Below are 20757 nucleotides of genomic sequence, written 5' to 3'. Positions count from 1 at the left end.
TCAGAGCGACGGGCCAAGGGCGGTCCTGCGCCCGCGACGGATCGGCTGGCCCATCACCTTGCCCAGCCCACCGTCGGTATTGAGACTGGCCAGGGTGGTATCGAACTCCGCACGCAGGCGATCCAGTTCCCCCTGTCGCGCGTCATCCGGGTTGCCGGCCGCGCGGGCCAGCAGCTCCTGGTAGGCCTTGATGTCCACGATCACCGCTTCGGGGTGGTTGTGGTTGGTGATCACCAAGGCCTGCTTTTCGCGCACGGTGCGCATCAGGCTCGGCCAGCCCCGGGTCTTCACCGATGACGCAGTGGCCTTTTCAAGGCCGGGAACATCCAAGGGCAGGCTCATGACGGACATCCAGCGGAGGGATGTGGCCACTATACCCCTTTTGGGTAAATTGGGAATAAAGGGATATTCAGCTACCCGACGGCGCGTTCGAGGGCATCCAGATCTCCCTCTGTGGTGGGGCGCACCACCCGTGCCACCTCCTGCCCGTCGCGCAGCAGGACCAGCGTGGGCCAGAGCTTGACCGTGAAGGCGCGCCCCAAGGGGCGCCCCCTGCCGTCCTCGACCTTGCGGTGGTCAAGACCGTGTTTTTCAACAAAGTCCTTGACCACCGGCTGCGCAGCCGCGCAATGCCCGCACCAGTCCGTGCCGAATTCCAGCAGCTGCCAGCCCGTGCCAGCCTCTACCTCGGCGCGGGCAGGCTCGAGCAGATCGGTGAACCTGCGTGCGTAGGCCATGACTCAGGCCGCCAGGGCGCGCTGGATGTCGTCCAGCGTGGAATTGGTGTAGTCCTTGGCGATCTCCTTCAGCATCCGGCTCTGTACTTCCTTGTGCAGCTGCGGCCGGATGTGGCCCAGCGTGGTGGGGTCGGCGATCAGGATCAGGTGCTCATAGCGGTGCTTGAGCGCGTGATCGTTCAACTGCTGCGCCAGCTGTTTGGCGAAGGTGGCTTCATTGAGCTGGGAAATGCTCATGTCCTTGGGCACTGCGCCGGACGGCCCCTGGCCGGAGACGCCTTCGGCGCTGATGTCCTTGACCTCCAGTTCCTCCTCCTGCTTCAGCTGCAGCGTGCGGCCGTCGCCCACATTGGTGAACACGCGGGCCGAGCCGCCATCAGCGACGATGACGAGGGTACCTTTGGGGATCTGCAGGGTGGACATGGTTGAACTCCTTGGATGGAAAAACGGGCGATGTGTTGGCCCGCCCCCACCGTAGGCAAACGGATGTAAGCGCGGTGCATAGGCGCGTGTGCACCGTGTGTGCAAGGGCATTCAGGGAGTCGGTCGGTCATTACAGTGTAAAATTCGCGGTTTTTGACCGGAACCATGGCGAAGAAGCAGCACCGCACGCCTGTCCCCGGCCCGCCCTTCATCCGGTTGCTGGCGGCGCTGGCCGACCGCAATGCCCCGCGTACCGGGCCCGACCTGTCCGACCGGCTCAGCCAGTGGATCGACTGGACCCGGGCCGTGGCGCTGTCGCGCGCGCTCGACGGGCGCCTGCCGGCCGTGGCCGACGCCGCACCGGCTTCCGTCGAGGCGCTTGACGAGGAATGCGCGCGGGTACGCGCCACCCTGGTCGAAAGCATCACCGCCCCGCCGGCGGCAGGCAAACCGGCCGCGACCGACGCCACCGCCTACCGCCAGCGCTGTCTCACCGTGCAGCGCGCCATGCTCACCGCCACCGGGCGCCTGCGCGGCCTGCTGCGGGACCGGCTCAGTGCCGGGTCCGGCGAGCTGCCCCGGTTGGCCGAGGTGGACGCGGCCATGGAGCAGGCGCTGAGCCCGCGCGAGCAGCAACTGCTGGCCAGCGTACCGGCCCTGCTCGGCGCCCATTTCGAGCGTCTGCGCGACGACGCCGGCACCGCTGAGGTCGATCCCGACAGCGGCTGGCTGCACTTGTTCAGGAACGACATGCAGGCCGTGCTCCTAGCCGAGCTGGATGTCCGTTTTCACCCCATCGAAGGCCTGCTTGCAGCGCTTCGCCCCCACTAACCGGGCTGTCATGTTCAGAACTCCTCTCTACCTCGTTGTTTTCCTTGCCGGCCTGCTGGCGGTGTGCTGGATCGGTGCCGGCTATGTCGGCAGCAACCCGGTCGGCATGGCGGTGGCGCTGGTGATCGCCGCCTGTTACGTGGCCGGTGCAGTGGAACTGCACCGCTACCGGCAGGCGACTTCGGCGCTGGCGCTGGCGGTGGCCGATGCCGCCGAGGCGCCGGCGCGCCTGGGCGAGTGGCTGGCGCGCGTGCCCGATGCACTGCGCAATGCCGTGCGGCTGCGGGTGGAGGGCGAGCGCGTGGCGCTGCCGGCACCGGTGCTGACCCCATACCTGGTCGGCCTGCTGGTGCTGCTGGGCATGCTCGGCACCCTGCTCGGCATGATGGCCACCCTGCGCGGCACCGGCCTGGCGCTGGGCAGCGCGACCGACCTGCAGGCCATCCGCGGCTCGCTCGGTGCGCCGGTGGAAGGGTTGGCGGTGGCGTTCGGCACCTCCATCGCCGGCGTCGCCACCTCGGCGATGCTCGGCCTGCTCGCCGCGCTGTGCCGGCGTGAACGCCTGCAGGTGGTGCAGCAGCTGGACACCCGCATCGCCACCACCCTGCACGTGCATTCGCAGGCCTGGCAGCGTGCCGAAGCGTTCCGCCTGCTGCAGGCGCAGGCCGGCCTGATGCCGGCCCTGGTCGACCGCCTCGAGGCGATGAGCGCGGCGATCGAAGCGCAGAGCGGCGCGGCGGGCGAACGCCTGTCGGCCAGCCAGGACGCCTTCCATGCCCGCGCCGAGGCCGCCCACCAGCGCCTGGCCGGTTCGGTGCAGGAGGCATTGCAGGCCAGCGTCGCGCAGAGTGCGCGTGCGGTCGGCGAGGCCCTGCAGCCGATCATGGCCGAGACCATGGCCGGCATCAGCCAGCAGACCACGGCCCTGCAGGCCACGGTAGGCGATGCCGTGCGTGCGCAGCTTGACGGCCTGGCCAGTGGCTTCGAGGCCAGCCGCGCCGCCACCTGCGAGACCTGGAACGCTGCGCTCAGCAGTCAGAAGCAGGCACACGACACCCTGTCGGCAGAACTGCGTTCTACCCTGGCCACGCTCAGCGAACAGCACGACCAGCGTGCCGTGCAGCTGCTGGAAACCCTGGCCGCCCGTCTCGACGCAAGCGTGGATGCATGGACCGGGGCGCAGACCGAACAGGAGCAGCGTCATGCCGCCCTTACCCGCGATCTGCGCAGCACGCTTGAGGGTTTCAGCCAGCTGCAGGGGGAGCACGGTGCCCGCCTGCTCGATTCGGTTGGTACGCGTCTGGCTGCTTGGGTCGACACCGTGGCCGAGCGCATGGACAGCAGCGCCAGCACCCACGCGCAGGCGTGGCGCGATGCGCTGCAGGGCCAGCAGTCGGTGAACGCCGAACTGGCCGAACGCAACCAGCAGGCACTGGTCGCCGCCACCGCCAGCTTCGATGGCCATGCGCGTTCGCTGGTGGATGGCCTGCAGGCCTCGCACAGCGGCCTGCAGGATCGTCTGGAAGCCCGCGACGCGCAGCGCCTGGCCACCTGGAGCGATGCCTTCACGCAGTTGTCGGAACAGCTCGGCCAGCAATGGGCCGACAACGGTGCGCAGGTTGCGGCGAGCCAGCAGGCGGTCTGCGAAACCCTGTCGCGTACCGCACACGAGATCGGCACGCAGGCGCAGGCGCATGCGGCCGAGACCATCAGCGAGATCTCGCGACTGGTCACGCTCGCCTCGGAAGCCCCGAAGGCGGCCGCCGAAGTGGTCGCCGAACTGCGCCAGAAGCTGTCCGACAGCATGGTCCGCGACACCGCCATGCTCGACGAACGCACCCGCCTGCTGGCCACGCTGGAAACGCTGCTGGATGCGGTCAACCACGCGTCCACCGAACAGCGCACCGCCGTGGACGCGCTGGTCAGCACCTCGGCCGATCTGCTGGAGCGCGTGGGCACGCAGTTCACCGACCACATCGCTGCCGAGACCGGCAAGCTGGATGGCGTGGCCGCGCAACTGAGCGGCAGCGCGGTGGAAGTGGCCAGCCTGGCCGAGGCGTTCGGTACCGCGATGCAGAGCTTCGGCACCGCCAGCAGCGGGCTGGGTGAACAGCTGCAGCAGGTGGCCGGCGCGCTGGACGCGTCGATGACCCGCAGCGATGAGCAGCTGGCCTATTACGTGACCCAGGCGCGCGAAGTGATCGACCTGAGCGTGCTCTCGCAGCAGCAGATCATCGAAGAACTGCAGCAGCTGGCCGGCCGCCGCCGCAGCGCCGGAACGGCCACCGCATGAGCGACGAGATCGAACTGGAAGGCGACACCGGCGCGCCGATCTGGGCCGCCTTCGGCGACCTGATGTCGGTGCTGCTGGGCGCGTTCGTGCTGATCCTGGTCGGCGTGGTGGCACTGCAGCTGGAGCTGTCGCATCGCCTCGATGAGGAAGTGGCGCAGCGCCAGGCCGAAGCGAAACGGCGCCAGACCCTGGAACAGGCCCTGGCCGGCCCGCTGGCCGCCGGGCGGGTGACGCTGGTGGATGGCCGCATCGGCATCCGTGGCAGCGTGCTGTTCGCGCTCAATTCCGACCAGCTGCAGCCGGAAGGCCGCGAGCTGCTGCGCAGCCTGGCCGCGCCGCTGGCCGGGTATCTGTCCTCGCGCGAGGAAATCCTGATGGTCAGCGGCTTCACCGATGACCGCCCGGTACGCGACAGCAACCGCCAGTTCGCCGACAACTGGGAACTGTCGGCCGAGCGCGCGCTGACCGTGACCCGCACCCTGATCGCCGAAGGCGTGCCGGCCGGGTCGGTGTTCGCTGCCGCTTTCGGCGCCGAACAACCGGTGGGCTCCAACGCCGACGAAGAAGGCCGGGCGCGCAACCGACGCGTGGAGATGGCGCCGATTCCGCGCCCGAAACCGACCGCGGCGGGCGATGGACGGTAACCGCGCCGACGCCGACCGGCTCGCGCAGTGGCGCGGGCAGCAGCTGGATCGCCTCGATCCGGTGCAGTTCGCGTTCCTGGAAGCGCTGCAGCGGCGCGCGCAGCTGGCCAGCGGTTCGCTGCGCGGCGTGCTGGACGCTCGCCTGGAAGCACTGCTGGCCGCCTACGCCGAACGCATGGCTGCCGCGCCGGTTCCCACGGCGCTACCGAAGACCGCTGGAACGCCGGACACACTGGCCGCGCTGGCCCAGCCTCGCCCGACGCACAATCCCGACTACCCTGCACTGCCTGCCCTCGCCGAGTTCCGCAGCGCGTGGGCGGCGTTGCGTACTGCCGGCCAGGTCCGGCAGACGCTGGCACAGGCCCCCAGCGACGGCGGTCCATTGAACTCCAGCGTGCTGGTGCATCGTGCACTGGGCTGGATGGGCGAGGTCTCCCCCGCGTACCTGGAGCACTTCCTTGCCTACGTGGACAACCTGGCCTGGCTGGAACAGATGCAGCAGCGCGGCACCCTGCCCAGCCGCGACAGCGCGCCCGGCCGCGCACCCGCCAAGCCGCGGGCGCGGCGCAGGTCGTAGGCCTCAGCCGCGCAGCGTTGCACCGCCGTCCACATACAGGTCGCTCATGGCGATGTGGCCGGCCTCGTCGGAGAGCAGGAACATCACCGCCCGTGCAATATCGTCCGGGGTGGCCAGCTTGAGTAACGGAATGCCGGCCTTGTAGGTCGCCGGGTTGCCGTCGATCACCTGCCGCGCGCCATCGGCATCGGCCCACATCCCGGTCTGCATCGGGGTCAGCGTGGACCCCGGCGCGACGATGTTGCAGCGGATGCCGTGCGGCGCCAGTTCCAGGCCGAGGCAGCGGGTGAACATGGTGGCGGCCGCCTTGGATGCCGCATAGGCGGCCATGCCATGGCGCGGAACGCCGGCCGCATTCGAGCTCACCGTGACGATGGCACCCTGCCCGCGCGGTGTCATCACCCGCGCCAGGGCGCGGCCCAGGTGGAAGACACCGTCTGCATTCACCGCGAACACGCGGCGCCACTGCGCGTCGTCGATGCTGGTCACCGCACCAACCTGCAGCACGCCGGCGACGCTGATCCCGAAACCGATCGGACCCCACTGCGCTTCCGTCGCCGTGACCAGCGCGTCGACCGCGGCCGGATCGGTCACGTCCAGCACGCGTGCATGCAGTCGCGGGTGGGCCGGCAGGTCGGGCAGCGCGAGATCGGTCGCGACCACCACGCAGCCGCTGTGCAGCAGCTGGCGGACCAGCGCAACGCCGATGCCGCCGGCAGCGCCGGTGACCAGCGCCAGGGTGCCATCGAATCCGGTGAGTTTCATGTTCGGTCCTTCGGTGAAGGGAGGTCCCACTGCTGCAGGCGTGCCGACAGCCACGGCGCCAGCTGCGCCACGGCGTCGCGCCCGGTCAGCTCGGCATGCAGGAACGGCAAGGGCAGCGCCTCCACCCTCGCCGCATGCGTTTGCCACAGCGCCGACTGCAGGTGGGGGCGCCGTGCGTGGTCAAGGCCGGCGCGGACGTGCACCAGGGTGCCGTCGAAGCGGCGATGGTGATGTTCGCGGATCAGGCGATTGGTGCCGGTCACCGCACGGACCACGCCGTCGAGCACGTGCCCGGGCAGGTTGCCCAGTGCACTGTCGCCCTGGCGCAGGAACGCGACGATGCGTTCGCGGCTGTCCAGTTCGGGGTGGCGCTCGGGATCATGGCCGGCAATGGCCAGCAACGCCCGCAGCGCCGCCACCGGGTCGGGCTCGGGCTCGGCCCGCCAGCATTCGCTCGGGTAGGCGTCCAGCAGCACCAGCGCGCCCACCTCGCGCTGCCGGGCCTGGACCTGCACGGCGATCGCCTGGGCAATGATGCCGCCCACCGACCAGCCCAGCAGGTGCACCGGACCACGTGGTTGCAGCGCGAGGATGCGCGATGCGTAGTCGGCGGCCAGCGCATCGATGCTGGCGGGCAGCGGTCGGGTCGGATCGAGCGCGGGCGACTGCAGCCCGTGCACGTCGCGCGCCGGGTGCAGCGCACGCGCCAGCCCACGGTAGTTCCAGGCGATGCCGCCCGCCGGGTGGATCACGAACAGCGGCGCCCGGCCCGGCTCGCCGCGCGCCAGTTCGATCACCGGTCCCAGCCCATGGTCGGCCGCGGCCACCGGTGCATCCAGCCGCGCCGCCAGCGCGGCCACGGTGGGTGCGGCGAACACCGCGCCCAGCCCGGGGTCGTGCCGCCAGCGCTGCTGGATCGCCAGCAGCAGGTGGACCGCCGACAGCGAATCGCCGCCGAGCGCGAAGAAGTCGGCGTCCGCCGCAGCGGGTTCGGCCAGCCCGAGTACCTGCTTGAACAGGGCGGCAAGCGCACGCTCCGAGGGTGTTTCGGCGCGGCGGCCCGGCAGGTCGGTATCCGGCAGCGGCAGCGCGCCGCGGTCGAGCTTGCCGTTGGCGGTCACCGGCCAGCCATCCACGACGACGATGGCGGCCGGCACCATGTACGCCGGCAGCTGCGTGCCCAGCTGGCGGCGCAGCGCGTCGGGTTCCAGCGCGTCACCGGAGACATACGCAACCAGCCGCGCCGGGATGCCCGCGTCGCCGTCGCGCAGCAACACCTCGGCACGGGCAACGCCGGCCACGCTGCGCAATGCGGCTTCGATCTCCCCCAGCTCGATGCGAAGGCCGCGCAGCTTGACCTGGTGGTCGCTGCGCCCGAGATACTCCAAGGCACCGTCGCCACGCCAGCGGGCGCGGTCGCCGGTGCGGTAGATCCGGCCGCCCGGCAGGTGCGGGTCGTCGAGGAAACGGCCGGCGGTGAGATCGTCGCGTCCGAGGTAGCCGCGCGCCAGCTGCACGCCCCCCAGGTACAGGTCGCCCGGCACGCCGGCAGGCAGCGCCTGCAGCTGCGCGTCGAGGACATACAGACGCGTGTTCCAGACCGGGTAGCCGATCGGCACCGGGTCTGAACGATCCTCCGGCGACGCCGGCCACCAGCTGACATCCACCGCGGCTTCGGTCGGCCCGTACAGATTGTGCAGTTCCGCCTGCACGCGCGCGTGGAAGCGGTCGCGCAGCCGCGCGTCCAGCGCTTCGCCGCTGGTGAACACCTGCCGCAGCGCCAGTCCGCCCGGCTCGGGAACGCCCAGCCACGCCTCCAGCATCGACGGCACGAAATGCACGGTGGTGATCCGTTCGGCCACTATCAGCTGCGTCAGCGCCCGCGGATCGCGATGCAGCCCCGGTGCTGCGACCACCAGCGTGGCCCCACTGATCAGGGGCAGGAAGAACTCCCAGACCGAGACGTCGAAGGTGGCCGGGGTCTTCTGCAGGATCCGCGACTGCGATCCGATCCCGAACTGCACGCGCATCCACTCCAGCCGGTTGACGATGGCGCGGTGCTCCACCAGCACGCCCTTTGGCTCGCCGGTGGAACCGGAGGTATAGATCACGTAGGCCGCGTCGTCCGGGCTCACATCGTCACGCAGCGGCGCATCGGCGTGGGTCGACCACTGGCTTGGAGGGAGCACCTGCTTCCCGGCGAAACGCGGCGCGTCCCCTGCCTCGGCCAGCACGCACTGCGGCTGCGCCGAGGCCAGGATCTTCTGCAGCCGGGCATCGGGGTGCTCCAGGTCCACCGGCAGGTACGCGCCGCCCGCACGCAGCACCGCCACCAGCGCGATCACCAGCGACATCGAACGCGGCAATGCCACCACCACCCGCGACTCGCGCGTTACGCCCAGCGCCTGCAGCTGCAGGGCCAGCGCCCGGCTGCGCTGTTCCAGCGCGGCGTAGCTCAGCGTTTGACCGTCGAACACCAGCGCCGTGGCTGACGGCGACGCGCGCATGCCCGCCTCCAGCAGCGCAGCCAGCGTGACATCCGCCAGCGCATGCTGCGTGGCATTGACCGTGTGCAGCCACTGCTCCACCTCGGCGGGCGTGCACAGGGCAACCTCGTCCAGCCGTCCGCCGCGCGCCTGCACCTGCAGCGCGGCCGATACGAAATGCAGCAGGCGCCGCGCGTGCGCCTGCACCGCGGGCAGCGTGTGCTGCTGCGGGTGGGCCTCGATCTCGAGGTCCAGCGCGGTGGTCGCATCGCCACGGAAGCCGAAGCTGATGTCGTCCACCGGCCCGGTGCACAGCACCTCCAGCTGCGCGTCGACGCCCGGCCAAGGCAGCGGCCGGTAGAACGGCTGCACGTTCACCAGCGGCCCGTACAGGCGATGCTGCAGGCCCACCTGTCCCAGGTCACGGCGCAGCTGTTCGCCGCGATAGCGACCATGCCGTCGGCCGCGCACCAGCGCCCGTGCGGTGTCGCGGACCCTGTCCTCCACGCGCTCGTCGGCGCCCGCCTGGACACGCAACGGCAGCACGTTCATCACCATCGCCGGCACCCGCGCCGACGCGCTGCCCAACCGCCCCATGTACGGCACGCCCACCGTCAGTTCGTCGCTGGCGGCGAACCGCCGGCAGTACTCGGCGGTCAACGCGGTGAGCAGGTCCGGCCACGGTTGGCCCATCTCCCGTGCCGCCGCGAGCAGCCGATCACGCAGGGGCGCGTCCACCGCGTCGGTCAGGCGCAGCACGTCGGCGCTGGCCGAGCCGCTGCCCGCGCCCAGCGCGTCGACAGGTGCCGCGCCCTGCAGGTACGTGCGCCAGTAGCCGGCATCGGCGACCCGGCGCTCGCTTTGGCGATACAGCGCATCTTCGCTCCATACCGCGTGCACGGGCTGCAGCGCATCGGTAGCGTCGCCGGCGTACAGCGCACATACCCGGGCGCTGAACAACGCCATGCCGTAGCCGTCCGTGGCCAGGTGATGCACGCGCAGGTACCACGCGAAGCGCTGCTGCCCGAGCACGAACAGCTGCTGCAGGGCCAGGCGGTCGCGGCCGGGATCGACCGGCTGCAGGCGATCGGCCTGCATCGCCTGCCGCGCCGCCTGCACCGGGTCGTGTCGTGCCGACAGGTCCACCACCTGCAGCAACGGAACATGCGCGGGGTCCAGCCATTGCTGCGGGACGCCCGCGCTGTCCTCGGCCATGCGCAGGCACAGGGCCTCGGCCTCGCTGGCCGCTGCGTCGGCCGCGGCGCGGAAGCGCGCCACGTCCAGTGCGCCGTCGAACCACTCCACGTGGGCGGTGTTGAACGCGGCCGGGGTCGCCGACAGCCGCTGCGCGTACCACAGCCCGGTCTGCGCCTCGCTCAGCGGCTGCCGTTCCGGGTGCGTCATGCGCCCGCGCGGGCCTGCAACTGCTGTACCACCTGCCACCACCCCGACAGCGTGGTGTGTTCGGCCAGCTGGCCGAACTCCAGCGCGATGCCGGTTTCGCTCCAGGCCAGCACCAGCCCGAGCACGCGCATCGAATCCAGGCCCAGGTCCATCAGGTGATCGTCATCGCCGACCGCATCCGGCGCTTCGCCGAGCATGCCGGCAACGTCGGCGCGCATGCGCTCCAAGGTCAACGGCGTGGGGGACGTGGTGTCGGTCATGCCAGGCGCTCCAGCAGCTGGTCGGTGGTCATCGGGACGCCGCAGGTGCGGGCGATCCAGTGCAGCGCGTGGTCGTGGTCCGCACGCGAGAAGTCAGCCACCGCGTCGGCAGCGATGAACGCTTCGATGTCGCGCTGGAACGCCTCGACCACGGTGGCGGTGCAGCCGATATGCGCATACACGCCTGTCACCAGCAGCTGGTCGCGGCCGCGGGCGCGCAGCATCGTCTCCAGGTTGCTGCGCTGGAAGGCGCTGTAGCGGTGCTTGACCAGCACGTGGTCGCCGTCGGCAGGTGCCAGCGCATCGATGATCGCCTCGTGTTCGCTGATCGCCTGCATGCCCGGCCCCCACAGGTCCGCCTGCAGGCCGCGGTCACGCCGGTCCTGGTTGCCGCGCTGGGCGGTGTAGAACACCGGTATGCCCTGCGCCCGGCACTGCGCGACCAGCCGGGCGATGTTGGCCACCGCCGGCGCCAGCGGCGCAACCTCCGCGCCGAAGGCGGCCAGGAAGTAGCGCTGCATGTCGTGCACCAGCAGGGCGATGCGCCCGGCCTCTGGCTGCCAGGGCCCACGCGGCGCCGGCAGTTCGGCCGCCGTGGGCAGCGCGTAGGATGGAATGGTGGGCAGCGCCATCAGCGCGGTTCTCCTGTCTGTTCGATATGGCGCGCGCGCAGCTGCGCACGCAGTTCGCGGCGGCTGACCTTGCCCACCGCCGTGGTGCCGAAGGCGTCCACGAACACCACCTGGTCCGGCACCTTGAAGGCGGCAAGACCGCGACTGCGCACCCATGCCTTCAGGCTGGCGGCAGTGGGGCGCTCGCCGCGCGTGATGACGAAGGCACAGCTGCGCTCGCCCAGGTACGGATCGGGCATGGACACCACCGCCGCGTCGAAGACGCTGGCGTGCGCGAGCAGGTGGTCTTCGATCTCCTCGGCGGAAATCTTTTCGCCGGCGCGGTTGATGTGGTCGCCGGCACGGCCCTGCACCACCAGGTAGCCGCCTGGCAGCTGCTGGACCATGTCTCCGGTGCGGTAGTAGCCATCCTCGGTGAAGGCGCGCGCATTGGCGCCGGGATCGTTGTGGTAGCTGCGGATGGTGTACGGACCGCGGGTAAGCAGGTGGCCGACCTCGCCTGGTGCGACCGGGTGGCCGTGGTCATCTACCACCAGCACCTCGTCGTCCGGCGAGATCGGACGGCCCTGGGTGGTGAGCACGCACTCCAGCGGATCGTGCAGGCGGGTGTAATTGACCAGCCCTTCGGCCATGCCAAAGACCTGCTGCAACTGGCAGCCCAGGCCGTCGATGACACGCCGCGCCGCTTCCGGGACCAGCTTTGCGCCGCCCACCTGCAGCACCTGCAGGCTGGACAGGTCATGCGCGGTGGTGCCGGCCGCCTGTGCCCACAGCAGTGCCAGCGGTGGGACCAGCCCGACGCAGGTGACCCGCTCGCGCGCGATCAGCGGAAACGCCGTGTCAGGCCCGGCACCGGGGCTGAGCACCACCCGCGCACCGGCGTACAGCGCGCCGAAGAAGCCCGGCGAGCTCATCGGGAAGTTGTGCGCGGCCGGCAGCGCCACCAGGTACACGCTGTCACGGTCGATGCCGCAGATCGCGTTGCTGGCGCGGAACGAATACAGGTAATCGTCGTGCGTACGGGGAATCAGCTTGGACAGGCCGGTGCTGCCACCGGAGAGCTGCAGGAACGCCACCGACTGCGGATCCGGGTCGGGCGGCAGCGCCCGCGCGTCCCCGGCCAACCCTGCCACCTCGCTGAATTCCTGGGCATCGCCCTCGATCAGCACGTGCCGCAGCGTGGGAAGCGACGCCTGCAGCTCGCGCGCCAGCGCACGGTAGTCGAATCCGTCGTAGCTGGCCGCAGCGATGTACGCGCTCGCTTCGGCCGTGCGCAGCACATGCGACACTTCGGCGAAGCGGTGCGCCGGCAGCGCGAACACCGGCACCAGCCCGGCGCGGAACAGGCCGCAGACTACGCTGACGAACGCGGCGGTATTACCCAGCTGCACCACCACCCGGTCGCCCCGCACCAGCCCGTGCGCCAGCAGGCCCGCGCCGATCCTGCCGGCTTCCTCCCACAGCCCCGCGTAGGTGAGGCGGACGTCGCCAGCGACCACGGCCACGTCATCGGGGAACTGCGCCGCGCGCTCGCGCAGGAAGCCGGGGAAGGTTTCGCCGCGCCAGTAGCCGGCGGCGCGATAGCGGGCGACCAGGGCCGGCGGCCAGACCTGGCGCAGCGGCGCGGCGAAGGTGTTCATCGGAAATCTCCCTGTTCGATCGGCAGGGCGGCGTCGACGCCAAGCGCAGCCAGCAGCGCCCCGAATTTGGCTCCGGTCTCGGCGGCTTCCGCGGCCGGATCCGAGTCGGCCACGATGCCGGCCCCGGCGTAGATGCGCGCTTCCCGGCCCTGCACCCGCGCGCAGCGGATCGCCACGTACCAGTCGCCATCGCCCTGCGCGTCCATCCAGCCGACCGCGCCGGCGTAGAAACCGCGCTGCACCGGCTCAAGCGCCGCTATCGTCTGCAGCGCCAGTGCGGTCGGCGTGCCGCAGACCGCGGGCGTGGGATGCAGCACCGCCAGCAGCGCGGCAACCGGGGTGGACGGATCACGCAGCGAGGCTACGATGCGGGTGCCCAGGTGCCACAGCGTGGGGGTGGCGTGCAGCGTTGGCTGCGCCGCGGCATCGATCCGCTCGCAGTACGGGCGCAACGCTGCCACGATCGACTCGACCACGTAGCGATGCTCATCCTGGTCCTTCGCGGAGGACAGCAGATCCCGAGCCGCCTGCGCATCCTCGTCCGGATCGGCGCGACGCCGGGCCGAACCGGCCAGTGGGTGCGACAGCACCTGCCGACCGCGACGCGAGACCAGCAGTTCCGGACTGGCGCCGACCAGCCAGGCCGGTGCGTCGCCCGCTTCCACGGGCAGCGGGCACAGATAGGTCATCGCTTCCGGATCCTGCTCGAGCCGCCCGACCAGGCGACGCGCGTCGATCGTCGTGCGCTCGCGCACACGCAGCGTGCGCGCCAGCACCACTTTCTTCAGCGCGCTGGCGTCGTCGCGCAGGGTGGCCAGCGCCTTGCGGACCGCGTCGGCGTACTGGACCGCGCCAGGCTCGGCCTGCACGACGCCGGTGAACGGCATGGCGGACGTCGCCGCGTCCGGCGCCGCCGTCTCCAGCGAGCGGGGCTGGTAGATCGCGTCGTCGCCGTCCGGATCGAACGGCAACAGGCCCACCAGCAGCGGCGGCCCGTCGTGCTGGCGCGCAAAGAACGCGCGTACCCGCGCCTCCAGCGTGGCGGTCCCACCGCTCGGCAGCGCGGCATGGCAGCCGCGCGCGTCCAGCGTGCGGTCCGGAAGGCGCAGCCGGAACTGCGCCGACGAAACCGGGGCCGGCAAGCGGGATAAGACGGGAGTTGAACGCATGCACCACCACGACCGATCAGAAAGGACAACGCGCCGCACAGGGGCGGGCGTTCGATTGATTCGGCTTCGTCGATTCAAGGACCGGCGTGGCTATCGTGTCAAATGGTAACAGCTCGCATTTGGCTTTGCGCGTCGTAGCGCGGTTGCGTTCATCCAGCGGGATCCACACCGCCTTGCCACGACATGACTAAGCTGGGGCCACCGCGTCCAGAGCTTCCGGCAATGGCCTCACCTTCCCCACCCGCCGCGTTCGACCACGCACCCGGCCTGTCGCTGCAGATCATCAGCCTGGCCGGTGAACTGTGGAGTGGTGAGGTGCGCGAGGTGAGCCTGCCCGGCAGCGAGGGCCGGTTCGGGGTGATGGCCCGGCACGCGCCGCTGCTGGGCACGCTCCGCGAAGGCATGGTGTCGGTGTATCCGCTCGGCGCCGAGCCGCCGCTGCAGGTGTATGTGACCGGCGGTTACGTGGAAGTGCAGCCGGGCAAGGTGATCGTGATGGCCGACCTCGCCCTGCGCAGCGAGGACCTGGACCAGGCACGCGCCCGCGTCGCTGCCGAGGCCGCGCGCTCGCCGATGGCCGTGGCCTTCACCGACGAAGACTATGCGCGCGTGCACGCGGAGCTGATGCAGCAGCGCGCGCGGAGTTGATGCAGCAGCGCGCCTTGCAGCTGCGCGGGGTGCCCTGGAAGTAGCGCCGGGGGCGCTGCCGATCAGCGCCGGGCGAGCAGCCCGCGGCGTTTGAACCACCACTCCAGCGGCAGCGTCACCAGCGGCGGCACCGCGGCCAGCAGCGCCAGCACGGCCGCCCACCACGGCCAGCGAAGCTTGACCGCGGCCAGCACGGTGACCACCACGTAGACCATGAAGGCAAGCCCATGCACCGGCCCGAACAGCGCCACGCCGGCCGTGGTCGGCACGGCGGCGTGGTACTTCAGGTACATGCCGACCAGCAGCCCGGCCCAGGTGAACGCCTCGAACAGGGCGACGACGGCAAACACACGACCCATCGGGTGCATCGGAACGGAAGCGCGCAAGGGAATCCCGCAGGAACGGCAAGGCCGGCCATCATACCGGCGCCGTGCGACGCGTTCGAGCTCAGACGAACATGCCGCCGGACGCTTCCACGCGCTGTGCGTTGATCCACCCCGTACGCGGCGACAGCAACGCGGCGACGACCGGCCCGATATCGTCAGGCTTGCCCGCGCGACCCAACGCGGTGTTGCCGGCGACCATCGCATTGATGTCGGCGTTGTCACGCACATGCCCGCCGCCGAAGTCGGTCTCGATCGCGCCCGGTGCCAGCGTGTTGGCACTGATCCCGCGCGCGCCCAGTTCCTTGGCCAGGTAGCGGCTGAAGACCTCGATGCCACCCTTCATCATCGCGTATGCCGAACTGCCCGGCAGCGAGAAACGGGCCAGGCCACTGGACACGTTGAGAATGCGGCCGCCATCGGCGATCAGCGGCAGCAGCGCCTGGGTCAGGAAGTACGGACCTTTCAGGTGCACGGCCACCAGTTCGTCGAACTGGGCCGGGGTGGTGTCAGCGAAACCGGCATACAGGCCTTCGCCGGCGTTGTTGAACAGCCCCTGCAGGCCGCTCGCGCCCCAGGCCTGCAGTTGCGCCTGCACGGCCGTAGCGAAGCCGGCAAAGCCAGCGCTGTCGGCCATGTCCAGCGGCAGCGCGGCGGCACGACGGCCCAGCGCCTGGATCTGGGCGACGACCGCCTGCGCGGCGTCCGCCTGGTTGCGATAGGTCAGCACGATGTCGGCGCCGTCTGCGGCGAGTGCGAGGGCGGCGTTGCGGCCCAGGCCGCGGCTGCCGCCAGTGATCAGCACGATGCGGGAAGAAGTGGTCATGGGAGTGCTCCGGTTGGGGTGCGATCAGACTATTGGCATTGCCGGATCGCATAAATCGCGCGATCCTGATTTAACTGTCCAACCACGGCGAACAATCCATGGACCGCCTCGACCACCTCCGCAGCTTTCTCCGGGTCGCCGAACTCGGCTCGTTCACCGCTGCCGCCGAGCAGCTGGGCCTGCCCAAGGCCAGCGTCTCACTGGCGGTGCAACGGCTGGAAGCCGAGGTGGGTGTGCAGCTGCTGCACCGGACTACCCGAAGGGTCCGCCTGAGCGCCGACGGCGAGCAGTTCCGGCAGCGCGCCAGCGATCTGCTCGACGACATGGAAGACCTGCAGGGCATGTTCCGCCGCGACACGGGCCAGCTCAAGGGCCGGTTGCGGGTGGACATGTCCAGCGGGCTGGCCCGGCAGCTGGTGATCCCACGGCTGCCGGACTTCCTGGCCCGGCACCCGGGGCTGGAGATCGAGTTGAGCGGCACCGACCGCCGCGTCGACCTGGTCCGCGAAGGTTTCGACTGCGTGGTCCGGGTCGGCCCGCTGGACGACAACACGCTGGTGGCGCGCCCACTGGGGGTGATGCACATCGTCAACTGCGCCAGTCCGGCCTATCTGGCGGCACAGGGGGTGCCGCACTCGGTGGAGGACCTGCCCCACCATGCGCTGGTGCATTACGTGGGCACGCTGGGCCAGCGCTCGCCCGGCTTTGAGTACCACGATGGCCAGGCCTACCGCAGCGTGCCGATGCGCGGTGCCATCACCGTCAACAGCGGCGAGGCCTACAGCGCGGCGGCACTGGCCGGGCTCGGCATCATCCAGGTGCCGCGGCTGGGCGCGCGGGCGGCGCTGGCCGCAGGCACGCTGGTGGAAGTACTGCCGGACTGCGTCGCCGAACCGATGCCGGTGACCCTGCTGTATGCGCAGCGGCGCCATCTGCCGCGCCGTGTCGCTGCGTTCATGGACTGGGTAGCAGCGCTGCTTGCGCCGGAGCTGGCACGAAGGTCGTGACCTGCGGGAAGGTGCAGGTAAGCTTGGCAGCCCCGATGTCAACGCTTCCAGCAACATGCGATCACCGCCCGATGTCCTGCCCGTAACCCGCCAGCGCGCCGAACAGCACGCCACCCGCGCCGCGTTCTTCCTGCCCGGTTTCGCCACCGCAGCGTGGGCACCGCTGGTGCCGTTCGCCAAGACCCGCACCGGACTGGACGAAGGCGCGCTGGGCCTGGTGCTGCTGTGCCTGGGCGCCGGCTCGCTGCTGGCGATGCCGTTGGCCGGGATCCTTGCCGCACGCCACGGTTGCCGCGCGGTCATGATCGCCACCTTGTTGATGGTGATGGCGAGCCTGCCCCTGCTGGCCATCGCTCCCTCACCGTGGACGCTGGGCCTGGCGCTGTTCGTGTTCGGTGCCGGCGTGGGCGCCTGCGATTGCACGATGAACATCCAGGCGGTGATGGTGGAGCGCGACAGTGGTCGCCCGATGATGTCCGGCTTCCATGCCTTCTACAGCATCGGAGGGGCCGTGGGCGCCGCCGCGATGACCGCACTGCTCGCCCTGCGGCTGCCGCCGCTGTGGGTCTGCGTGCTGGCCTCGGTGGCGATGGTGGCGGTGCTGCTGCTGTCCGTCCCGTACTGGCGCCGCGACCGTGCGCCCAGCGGCGCACCGGTATTCGCCGTGCCGCACGGGGTGGTGCTGGCAATCGGCGTGCTCTGTTTCGTCGCCTTCCTCGCCGAAGGCGCCATGCTCGACTGGAGCGCAGTATTCCTGCACGAAGTGCAGCAGGTGCCGCCGGACCGCGCCGGGCTGGGCTTCATGACCTTCGCCATCGCCATGACGGTCACCCGCCTGGTCGGCGACGGCATCGTGGCGAAACTCGGCCGCCTGCGCGCGATCCTGCTGGGCAGCATCGTGGCCGCGGCCGGCTTCGGCATCGCCACCTTTGCCGGCGCCCTGCTGCCGGCGCTGCTGGGCTACGCACTGATCGGCCTCGGCTGCGCCAACATCGTGCCGGCGCTGTTCTCGATGGCCGGCAACCAGAAGACCATGCCCGAAAGCCTGGCCATTCCCGCGATCACCACGCTCGGTTATGCCGGCATCCTCGCCGGCCCGGCGCTGATCGGTTTCGTCGCCCAGGGCAGCAGCCTGGTCACCGCCTTCTGCCTCGTTGCCGTTGCCCTGCTGCTGGTCGGCATCACCGCACGCTGGGTGAAGGCGTAGGTCCACGCCCGCAACGCTCAATGCGCCAGCGCGTAATCGATCGCCGCGCAGATCGCCGCGACCTGCGCGTCGTTGCACTGCTGCGGGGTCGCGCGCGGGCTGTCCGGGTAGACCTCGGTGGTGGTCGTATAGCGCGCGCCGGTGATGCTGGCGCACAGGCCCAGCTGCTTCAGCGGATACTGGATGACCCCCGGCGCCACCACCGGCGAGCCGATGATTTCGTTGCGCTCGTCGGCCGGGGCGATGTGGGTCACCTGCTCCACCGCCGCATTGACCGCCTGCTGGAAGGCCGGCTGCGGGTTTTCGGTGTCGTCGACCAGGTAGAAGCCATCGGGAATCAGCCCCGGTTCGAACGGCTTGCCATCGCGCGCGGCCAAGGCCGGACGGAACTCGCTTTCGTCGCTGTCGGTGGTTTCGTGCAGGTCGATGTGCAGCACCATCCCCGCCCGCAGCGGCGCCACCAGTGCCATCAGCGCGGCTGACTCCTGCGCCGGGCTGTCGGCCACGAACGAACGGTTCGGGTCGATCGCATCCGCATTCCAGCGCTGGATGCGCTCATAGCCCCAGGGGCTCACGCACGGTGCGACCAGCACGTTGGCACGACCGGCATAGTCCGCCGCGCGCGTGGCCAGGAACTGCAGCGCGCCTTCCACGCCACTGGTTTCATACCCGTGCACCCCGCCGGTGACCAGCACCGACGGCAGCGCCGGGTTCCAGTCGCGGCTGCGGACGGCGAACAGCGGGTAGCTGTGCGGGGCGTAATCGAGCGTGCCGTACTGGACCACGTCGAAGCGGTCGCGCAATGCGTCGATGACCGGCAACACATCGTCGGCGTAGCGCCGTACCGGCAGTTGCCGGGTCCGCCATTCCGCTTTCTCTGCGGCGCCCCAGGGCTGGCCGGGGGTGCCGATGGGATAGAAGCGGGGGTCGTTCATGATGGGGCTCGTGGAATTTGGATCAGGGGGATTCTAGCGTGCGGGGTGTGCTTGCCTTGCCGTCATGGCTTCAGCAGGACCTTGCCGTTGCGGCCGGGCTGCAGGCTGGCCTTGGCGGCCTCCGCGATCTGGTCCAGGCCGAACACCGCGTCCACCGGCAGGCTCAGGCCGCCGGCCGCGGCCAGGGTCAGCAGTTCGCCGACCAGGCGGCGCTTGTCCTCCGGCGCCATCGCCTGGCTGACCTTGCTGCCCCAGAAACCCTTGACCGTGGCCTGCTTGAAGATCACATCGCCCGAACCGATCTGCATCGGTTCGCCGGTCATCGAGCCGAACGACACCAGCGTGCCGTTCTCGCCCAGCAGGCTGACCAGTTCACCGCTGGCCTTGCCGCCGACCGAATCCACGGCTGCGGTCGCCCCGCCCTCGCCCAACCGGGCGCGCACCTGCGCCATCCAGTCCGGCTTCGCGGTGGACACCGTGTGGTCGATCCCCAGCGCCTGCATTTCCGCCACGCCGTCATCGCGCCGCACCAGGTTCAGGCAGTGCACGCCGCGGGCCTTGGCCAGCATCGCCAGCGCCTTGCCGACTGCGCCGTTGGCTGCGTTCTGCACGATCCACTGGCCCTTTTCCACCTGCAGGAACTCCAGCAGCATCAACGCGCTCAGCGGCATCGCGATCAGCTGCGCGGCCATGTTGTCTTCGATGCTGTCCGGCATCGGGATGACCATCCTTGCCGGCGCGATGAAGGATTCGGCCCAGGTGCCGTGCACCGACGCCGCACTGACCCGCTGGCCTTCCCGCAGCCCGGTCACGCCCTCGCCCAGTGCCTCGATCACGCCGGTGGCTTCGCTGCCACCGATCGCCGGCAGCGTGGGCTTGTAGCCGTACTGCCCGCGCACGGTCCAGAGATCATGGTTGTGGATGGGTGCCAGCACGGTGCGCACCCGCACCTCGCCCGCCCCGGGCTGCGGGGTCGGCGCCTCGCCGCCGTGCAGGACTTCGGTGGGATCGCCAAACTGTTCGTGCAGTGCTGCGCGCATGGTGTGTTCTCCTCTTCAGCGACGGTGGCGGTGTGCGGCAACCACGCCCACGCGCGGCGCGCGCCAGGCCCGCGTCCGCAGCAGCAGGGTCTGCAGGACCAGCAGCGCGGCCACGGCCAGGGCCAGCACGGCCACGGTGTCGGCACCGGGCAGGCGCCAGCTGGATTGCTTAACGTAGACCCCGACCAGCGCCCACAGCACCGCCGCCGGATAGGCGAAGTGCCCACGCAGGCGCTGGTTCATCACCCATGCCAGCAGCGTGGCCATGGCCAGCAGCACCACGCTCCACGAGAGCATGTTGCCGGTCGGCAGCCACTGGTAGGCGACGATCACCTGCGCGGTATTGAGGAAGGCCGCCATGGTCAACCACCCGGCATGCAGGGCCAGGGGATACGCGGCGAACGCGCGCTGCCCGGCGCTGGCGATCGGAGGGGCGGCGCGCACTGCCGCGACCAGCAGGCATGCCAGCGCGCCCCATATGATCGCCAGCGCCGGCAGGAACAGCTGCTGGGAAAATACCGGCATCCACGCCGCGGTCAGGGCGAAACCCAGCGCCGCCCAGCCGCGCACGCCGGCGATCTCATCGGGCCGGCGCCGGCGCAGCTGCCACAGCCCGAACGCCACGTCCCACAGGAAGATCAGGCCCCATATCGAAAACGCATAGCCGGCTGCCACCAGCAGCGTGGGATAGCGGTCGGATATCGCACCGTTGGTCGGACCGAACGCACCGGTCTGGGACAGCCACGCCACCAGCGGCATGGCCAAGGCGGCCAACAGAACGATCCAGCGCATGCACCTGCTCCTCTCAAAGAGCGCCGACCATACGCGCTCTGCGGTTAAAACGGTGGCA

The 20757-nt window shown here is 70.3% G+C and carries 21 protein-coding genes; 7 read left to right on the top strand and 14 right to left on the bottom strand.

The genetic code is table 11. The features are described from left to right. From FSZ13_RS00455 to FSZ13_RS00445, 3 genes are all read right to left on the bottom strand, one after another. Positions 1-342 carry a type II toxin-antitoxin system prevent-host-death family antitoxin gene (locus FSZ13_RS00455; protein WP_068852335.1) on the bottom strand — a complete coding sequence of 114 codons (342 nt, stop codon included), beginning with the start codon at positions 340-342 and terminating at the stop codon, positions 1-3. A gap of 71 nt (positions 343-413) precedes the next feature. After that, the gene (locus tag FSZ13_RS00450) at positions 414-737 is read right to left on the bottom strand and encodes a thioredoxin family protein (RefSeq protein ID WP_145477482.1); all 324 of its coding nucleotides are present in this window, start codon (positions 735-737) and stop codon (positions 414-416) included. 3 nt (positions 738-740) lie between these two features. Next, positions 741-1160 (bottom strand): host attachment family protein, encoded by a 420-nt coding sequence (locus FSZ13_RS00445; protein WP_068852341.1) that lies wholly within the window; start codon positions 1158-1160, stop codon positions 741-743. 153 nt (positions 1161-1313) lie between these two features. Here FSZ13_RS00445 and FSZ13_RS00440 point away from each other — a divergent pair, with 153 nt between their 5' ends. The 4 genes from FSZ13_RS00440 to FSZ13_RS00425 are packed head-to-tail and all read left to right on the top strand — an operon-like array spanning position 1314 to position 5505. Beyond that, entirely contained in the window at positions 1314-1991 is a 678-nt protein-coding gene (locus FSZ13_RS00440) for a DUF3348 domain-containing protein (RefSeq protein WP_186308808.1), read from the top strand. Positions 1992-2001: 10 nt separating this feature from the next. After that, positions 2002-4284, top strand: coding sequence for a DUF802 domain-containing protein (locus tag FSZ13_RS00435; protein WP_145477480.1), 2283 nt, complete (start codon positions 2002-2004; stop codon positions 4282-4284). Then, positions 4281-4928, top strand: coding sequence for an OmpA family protein (locus FSZ13_RS00430; protein WP_145477479.1), 648 nt, complete (start codon positions 4281-4283; stop codon positions 4926-4928). The genes FSZ13_RS00435 and FSZ13_RS00430 overlap by 4 nt, the downstream gene beginning before the upstream one ends. Beyond that, complete coding sequence (locus FSZ13_RS00425; protein WP_145477478.1) at positions 4918-5505, top strand: DUF2894 domain-containing protein; 588 nt, start codon at positions 4918-4920, stop codon at positions 5503-5505. The genes FSZ13_RS00430 and FSZ13_RS00425 overlap by 11 nt, the downstream gene beginning before the upstream one ends. A 3-nt stretch (positions 5506-5508) precedes the next feature. On the opposite strand, the gene FSZ13_RS00420 is transcribed toward FSZ13_RS00425, so the two are convergent. The 6 genes from FSZ13_RS00420 to FSZ13_RS00395 are packed head-to-tail and all read right to left on the bottom strand — an operon-like array spanning position 5509 to position 13834. Beyond that, positions 5509-6270, bottom strand: a complete 762-nt coding sequence (locus FSZ13_RS00420) for a 2,3-dihydro-2,3-dihydroxybenzoate dehydrogenase (protein WP_145477477.1) — start codon at positions 6268-6270, stop codon at positions 5509-5511. Further along, the gene (locus FSZ13_RS00415; RefSeq protein WP_145477476.1) at positions 6267-10160 is read right to left on the bottom strand and encodes a non-ribosomal peptide synthetase; all 3894 of its coding nucleotides are present in this window, start codon (positions 10158-10160) and stop codon (positions 6267-6269) included. Before FSZ13_RS00415 ends, FSZ13_RS00420 begins: the two co-directional genes overlap by 4 nt. Next, on the bottom strand, positions 10157-10420 hold the full coding sequence (locus FSZ13_RS00410; protein WP_145477475.1) for a phosphopantetheine-binding protein: 264 nt from the start codon (positions 10418-10420) through the stop codon (positions 10157-10159). Before FSZ13_RS00410 ends, FSZ13_RS00415 begins: the two co-directional genes overlap by 4 nt. After that, on the bottom strand, positions 10417-11052 hold the full coding sequence (locus tag FSZ13_RS00405; protein WP_145477474.1) for an isochorismatase family protein: 636 nt from the start codon (positions 11050-11052) through the stop codon (positions 10417-10419). The genes FSZ13_RS00410 and FSZ13_RS00405 overlap by 4 nt, the downstream gene beginning before the upstream one ends. After that, the gene (locus tag FSZ13_RS00400) at positions 11052-12692 is read right to left on the bottom strand and encodes a (2,3-dihydroxybenzoyl)adenylate synthase (protein ID WP_145477473.1); all 1641 of its coding nucleotides are present in this window, start codon (positions 12690-12692) and stop codon (positions 11052-11054) included. Before FSZ13_RS00400 ends, FSZ13_RS00405 begins: the two co-directional genes overlap by 1 nt. Further along, positions 12689-13834, bottom strand: a complete 1146-nt coding sequence (locus FSZ13_RS00395) for an isochorismate synthase (protein ID WP_260844052.1) — start codon at positions 13832-13834, stop codon at positions 12689-12691. The genes FSZ13_RS00400 and FSZ13_RS00395 overlap by 4 nt, the downstream gene beginning before the upstream one ends. Before the next feature lie 249 nt (positions 13835-14083). Between FSZ13_RS00395 and atpC the strand changes: the two genes are divergently transcribed. Further along, positions 14084-14509, top strand: coding sequence for an ATP synthase F1 subunit epsilon (gene atpC, locus FSZ13_RS00390; RefSeq protein ID WP_145477471.1), 426 nt, complete (start codon positions 14084-14086; stop codon positions 14507-14509). 62 nt (positions 14510-14571) lie between these two features. On the opposite strand, the gene FSZ13_RS00385 is transcribed toward atpC, so the two are convergent. Together FSZ13_RS00385 and FSZ13_RS00380 are read right to left on the bottom strand one after the other, a co-directional pair. Continuing rightward, the gene (locus FSZ13_RS00385) at positions 14572-14877 is read right to left on the bottom strand and encodes a DUF3817 domain-containing protein (RefSeq protein ID WP_145478490.1); all 306 of its coding nucleotides are present in this window, start codon (positions 14875-14877) and stop codon (positions 14572-14574) included. Positions 14878-14956: 79 nt separating this feature from the next. Continuing rightward, positions 14957-15718, bottom strand: a complete 762-nt coding sequence (locus FSZ13_RS00380; protein WP_145477470.1) for an SDR family NAD(P)-dependent oxidoreductase — start codon at positions 15716-15718, stop codon at positions 14957-14959. A 98-nt stretch (positions 15719-15816) separates the two neighbouring features. Between FSZ13_RS00380 and FSZ13_RS00375 the strand changes: the two genes are divergently transcribed. Next, positions 15817-16725, top strand: coding sequence for a LysR family transcriptional regulator (locus FSZ13_RS00375; protein ID WP_145477469.1), 909 nt, complete (start codon positions 15817-15819; stop codon positions 16723-16725). Between the two features lie 55 nt (positions 16726-16780). Beyond that, positions 16781-17932, top strand: a complete 1152-nt coding sequence (locus FSZ13_RS00370; protein ID WP_145477468.1) for an MFS transporter — start codon at positions 16781-16783, stop codon at positions 17930-17932. Between the two features lie 17 nt (positions 17933-17949). On the opposite strand, the gene FSZ13_RS00365 is transcribed toward FSZ13_RS00370, so the two are convergent. The 3 genes from FSZ13_RS00365 to FSZ13_RS00355 all read right to left on the bottom strand — a co-directional run bounded on the left by FSZ13_RS00365 (position 17950) and on the right by FSZ13_RS00355 (position 20699). After that, positions 17950-18867: a M14 family metallopeptidase gene (locus tag FSZ13_RS00365; RefSeq protein ID WP_145477467.1), complete on the bottom strand. Its 918-nt coding sequence runs from the start codon at positions 18865-18867 to the stop codon at positions 17950-17952. A 62-nt stretch (positions 18868-18929) separates the two neighbouring features. Next, the gene (locus FSZ13_RS00360; protein ID WP_145477466.1) at positions 18930-19907 is read right to left on the bottom strand and encodes a zinc-binding dehydrogenase; all 978 of its coding nucleotides are present in this window, start codon (positions 19905-19907) and stop codon (positions 18930-18932) included. A gap of 15 nt (positions 19908-19922) precedes the next feature. Beyond that, entirely contained in the window at positions 19923-20699 is a 777-nt protein-coding gene (locus FSZ13_RS00355; protein ID WP_145477465.1) for a hypothetical protein, read from the bottom strand. Positions 20700-20757: the final 58 nt, after the last annotated feature.

The organism is Stenotrophomonas rhizophila, assembly GCF_007667275.1.
GTDB classification, from domain to species: Bacteria; Pseudomonadota; Gammaproteobacteria; order Xanthomonadales; family Xanthomonadaceae; genus Stenotrophomonas; species Stenotrophomonas maltophilia_AE.
This window is presented reverse-complemented; position numbering and strand designations above follow the sequence as displayed.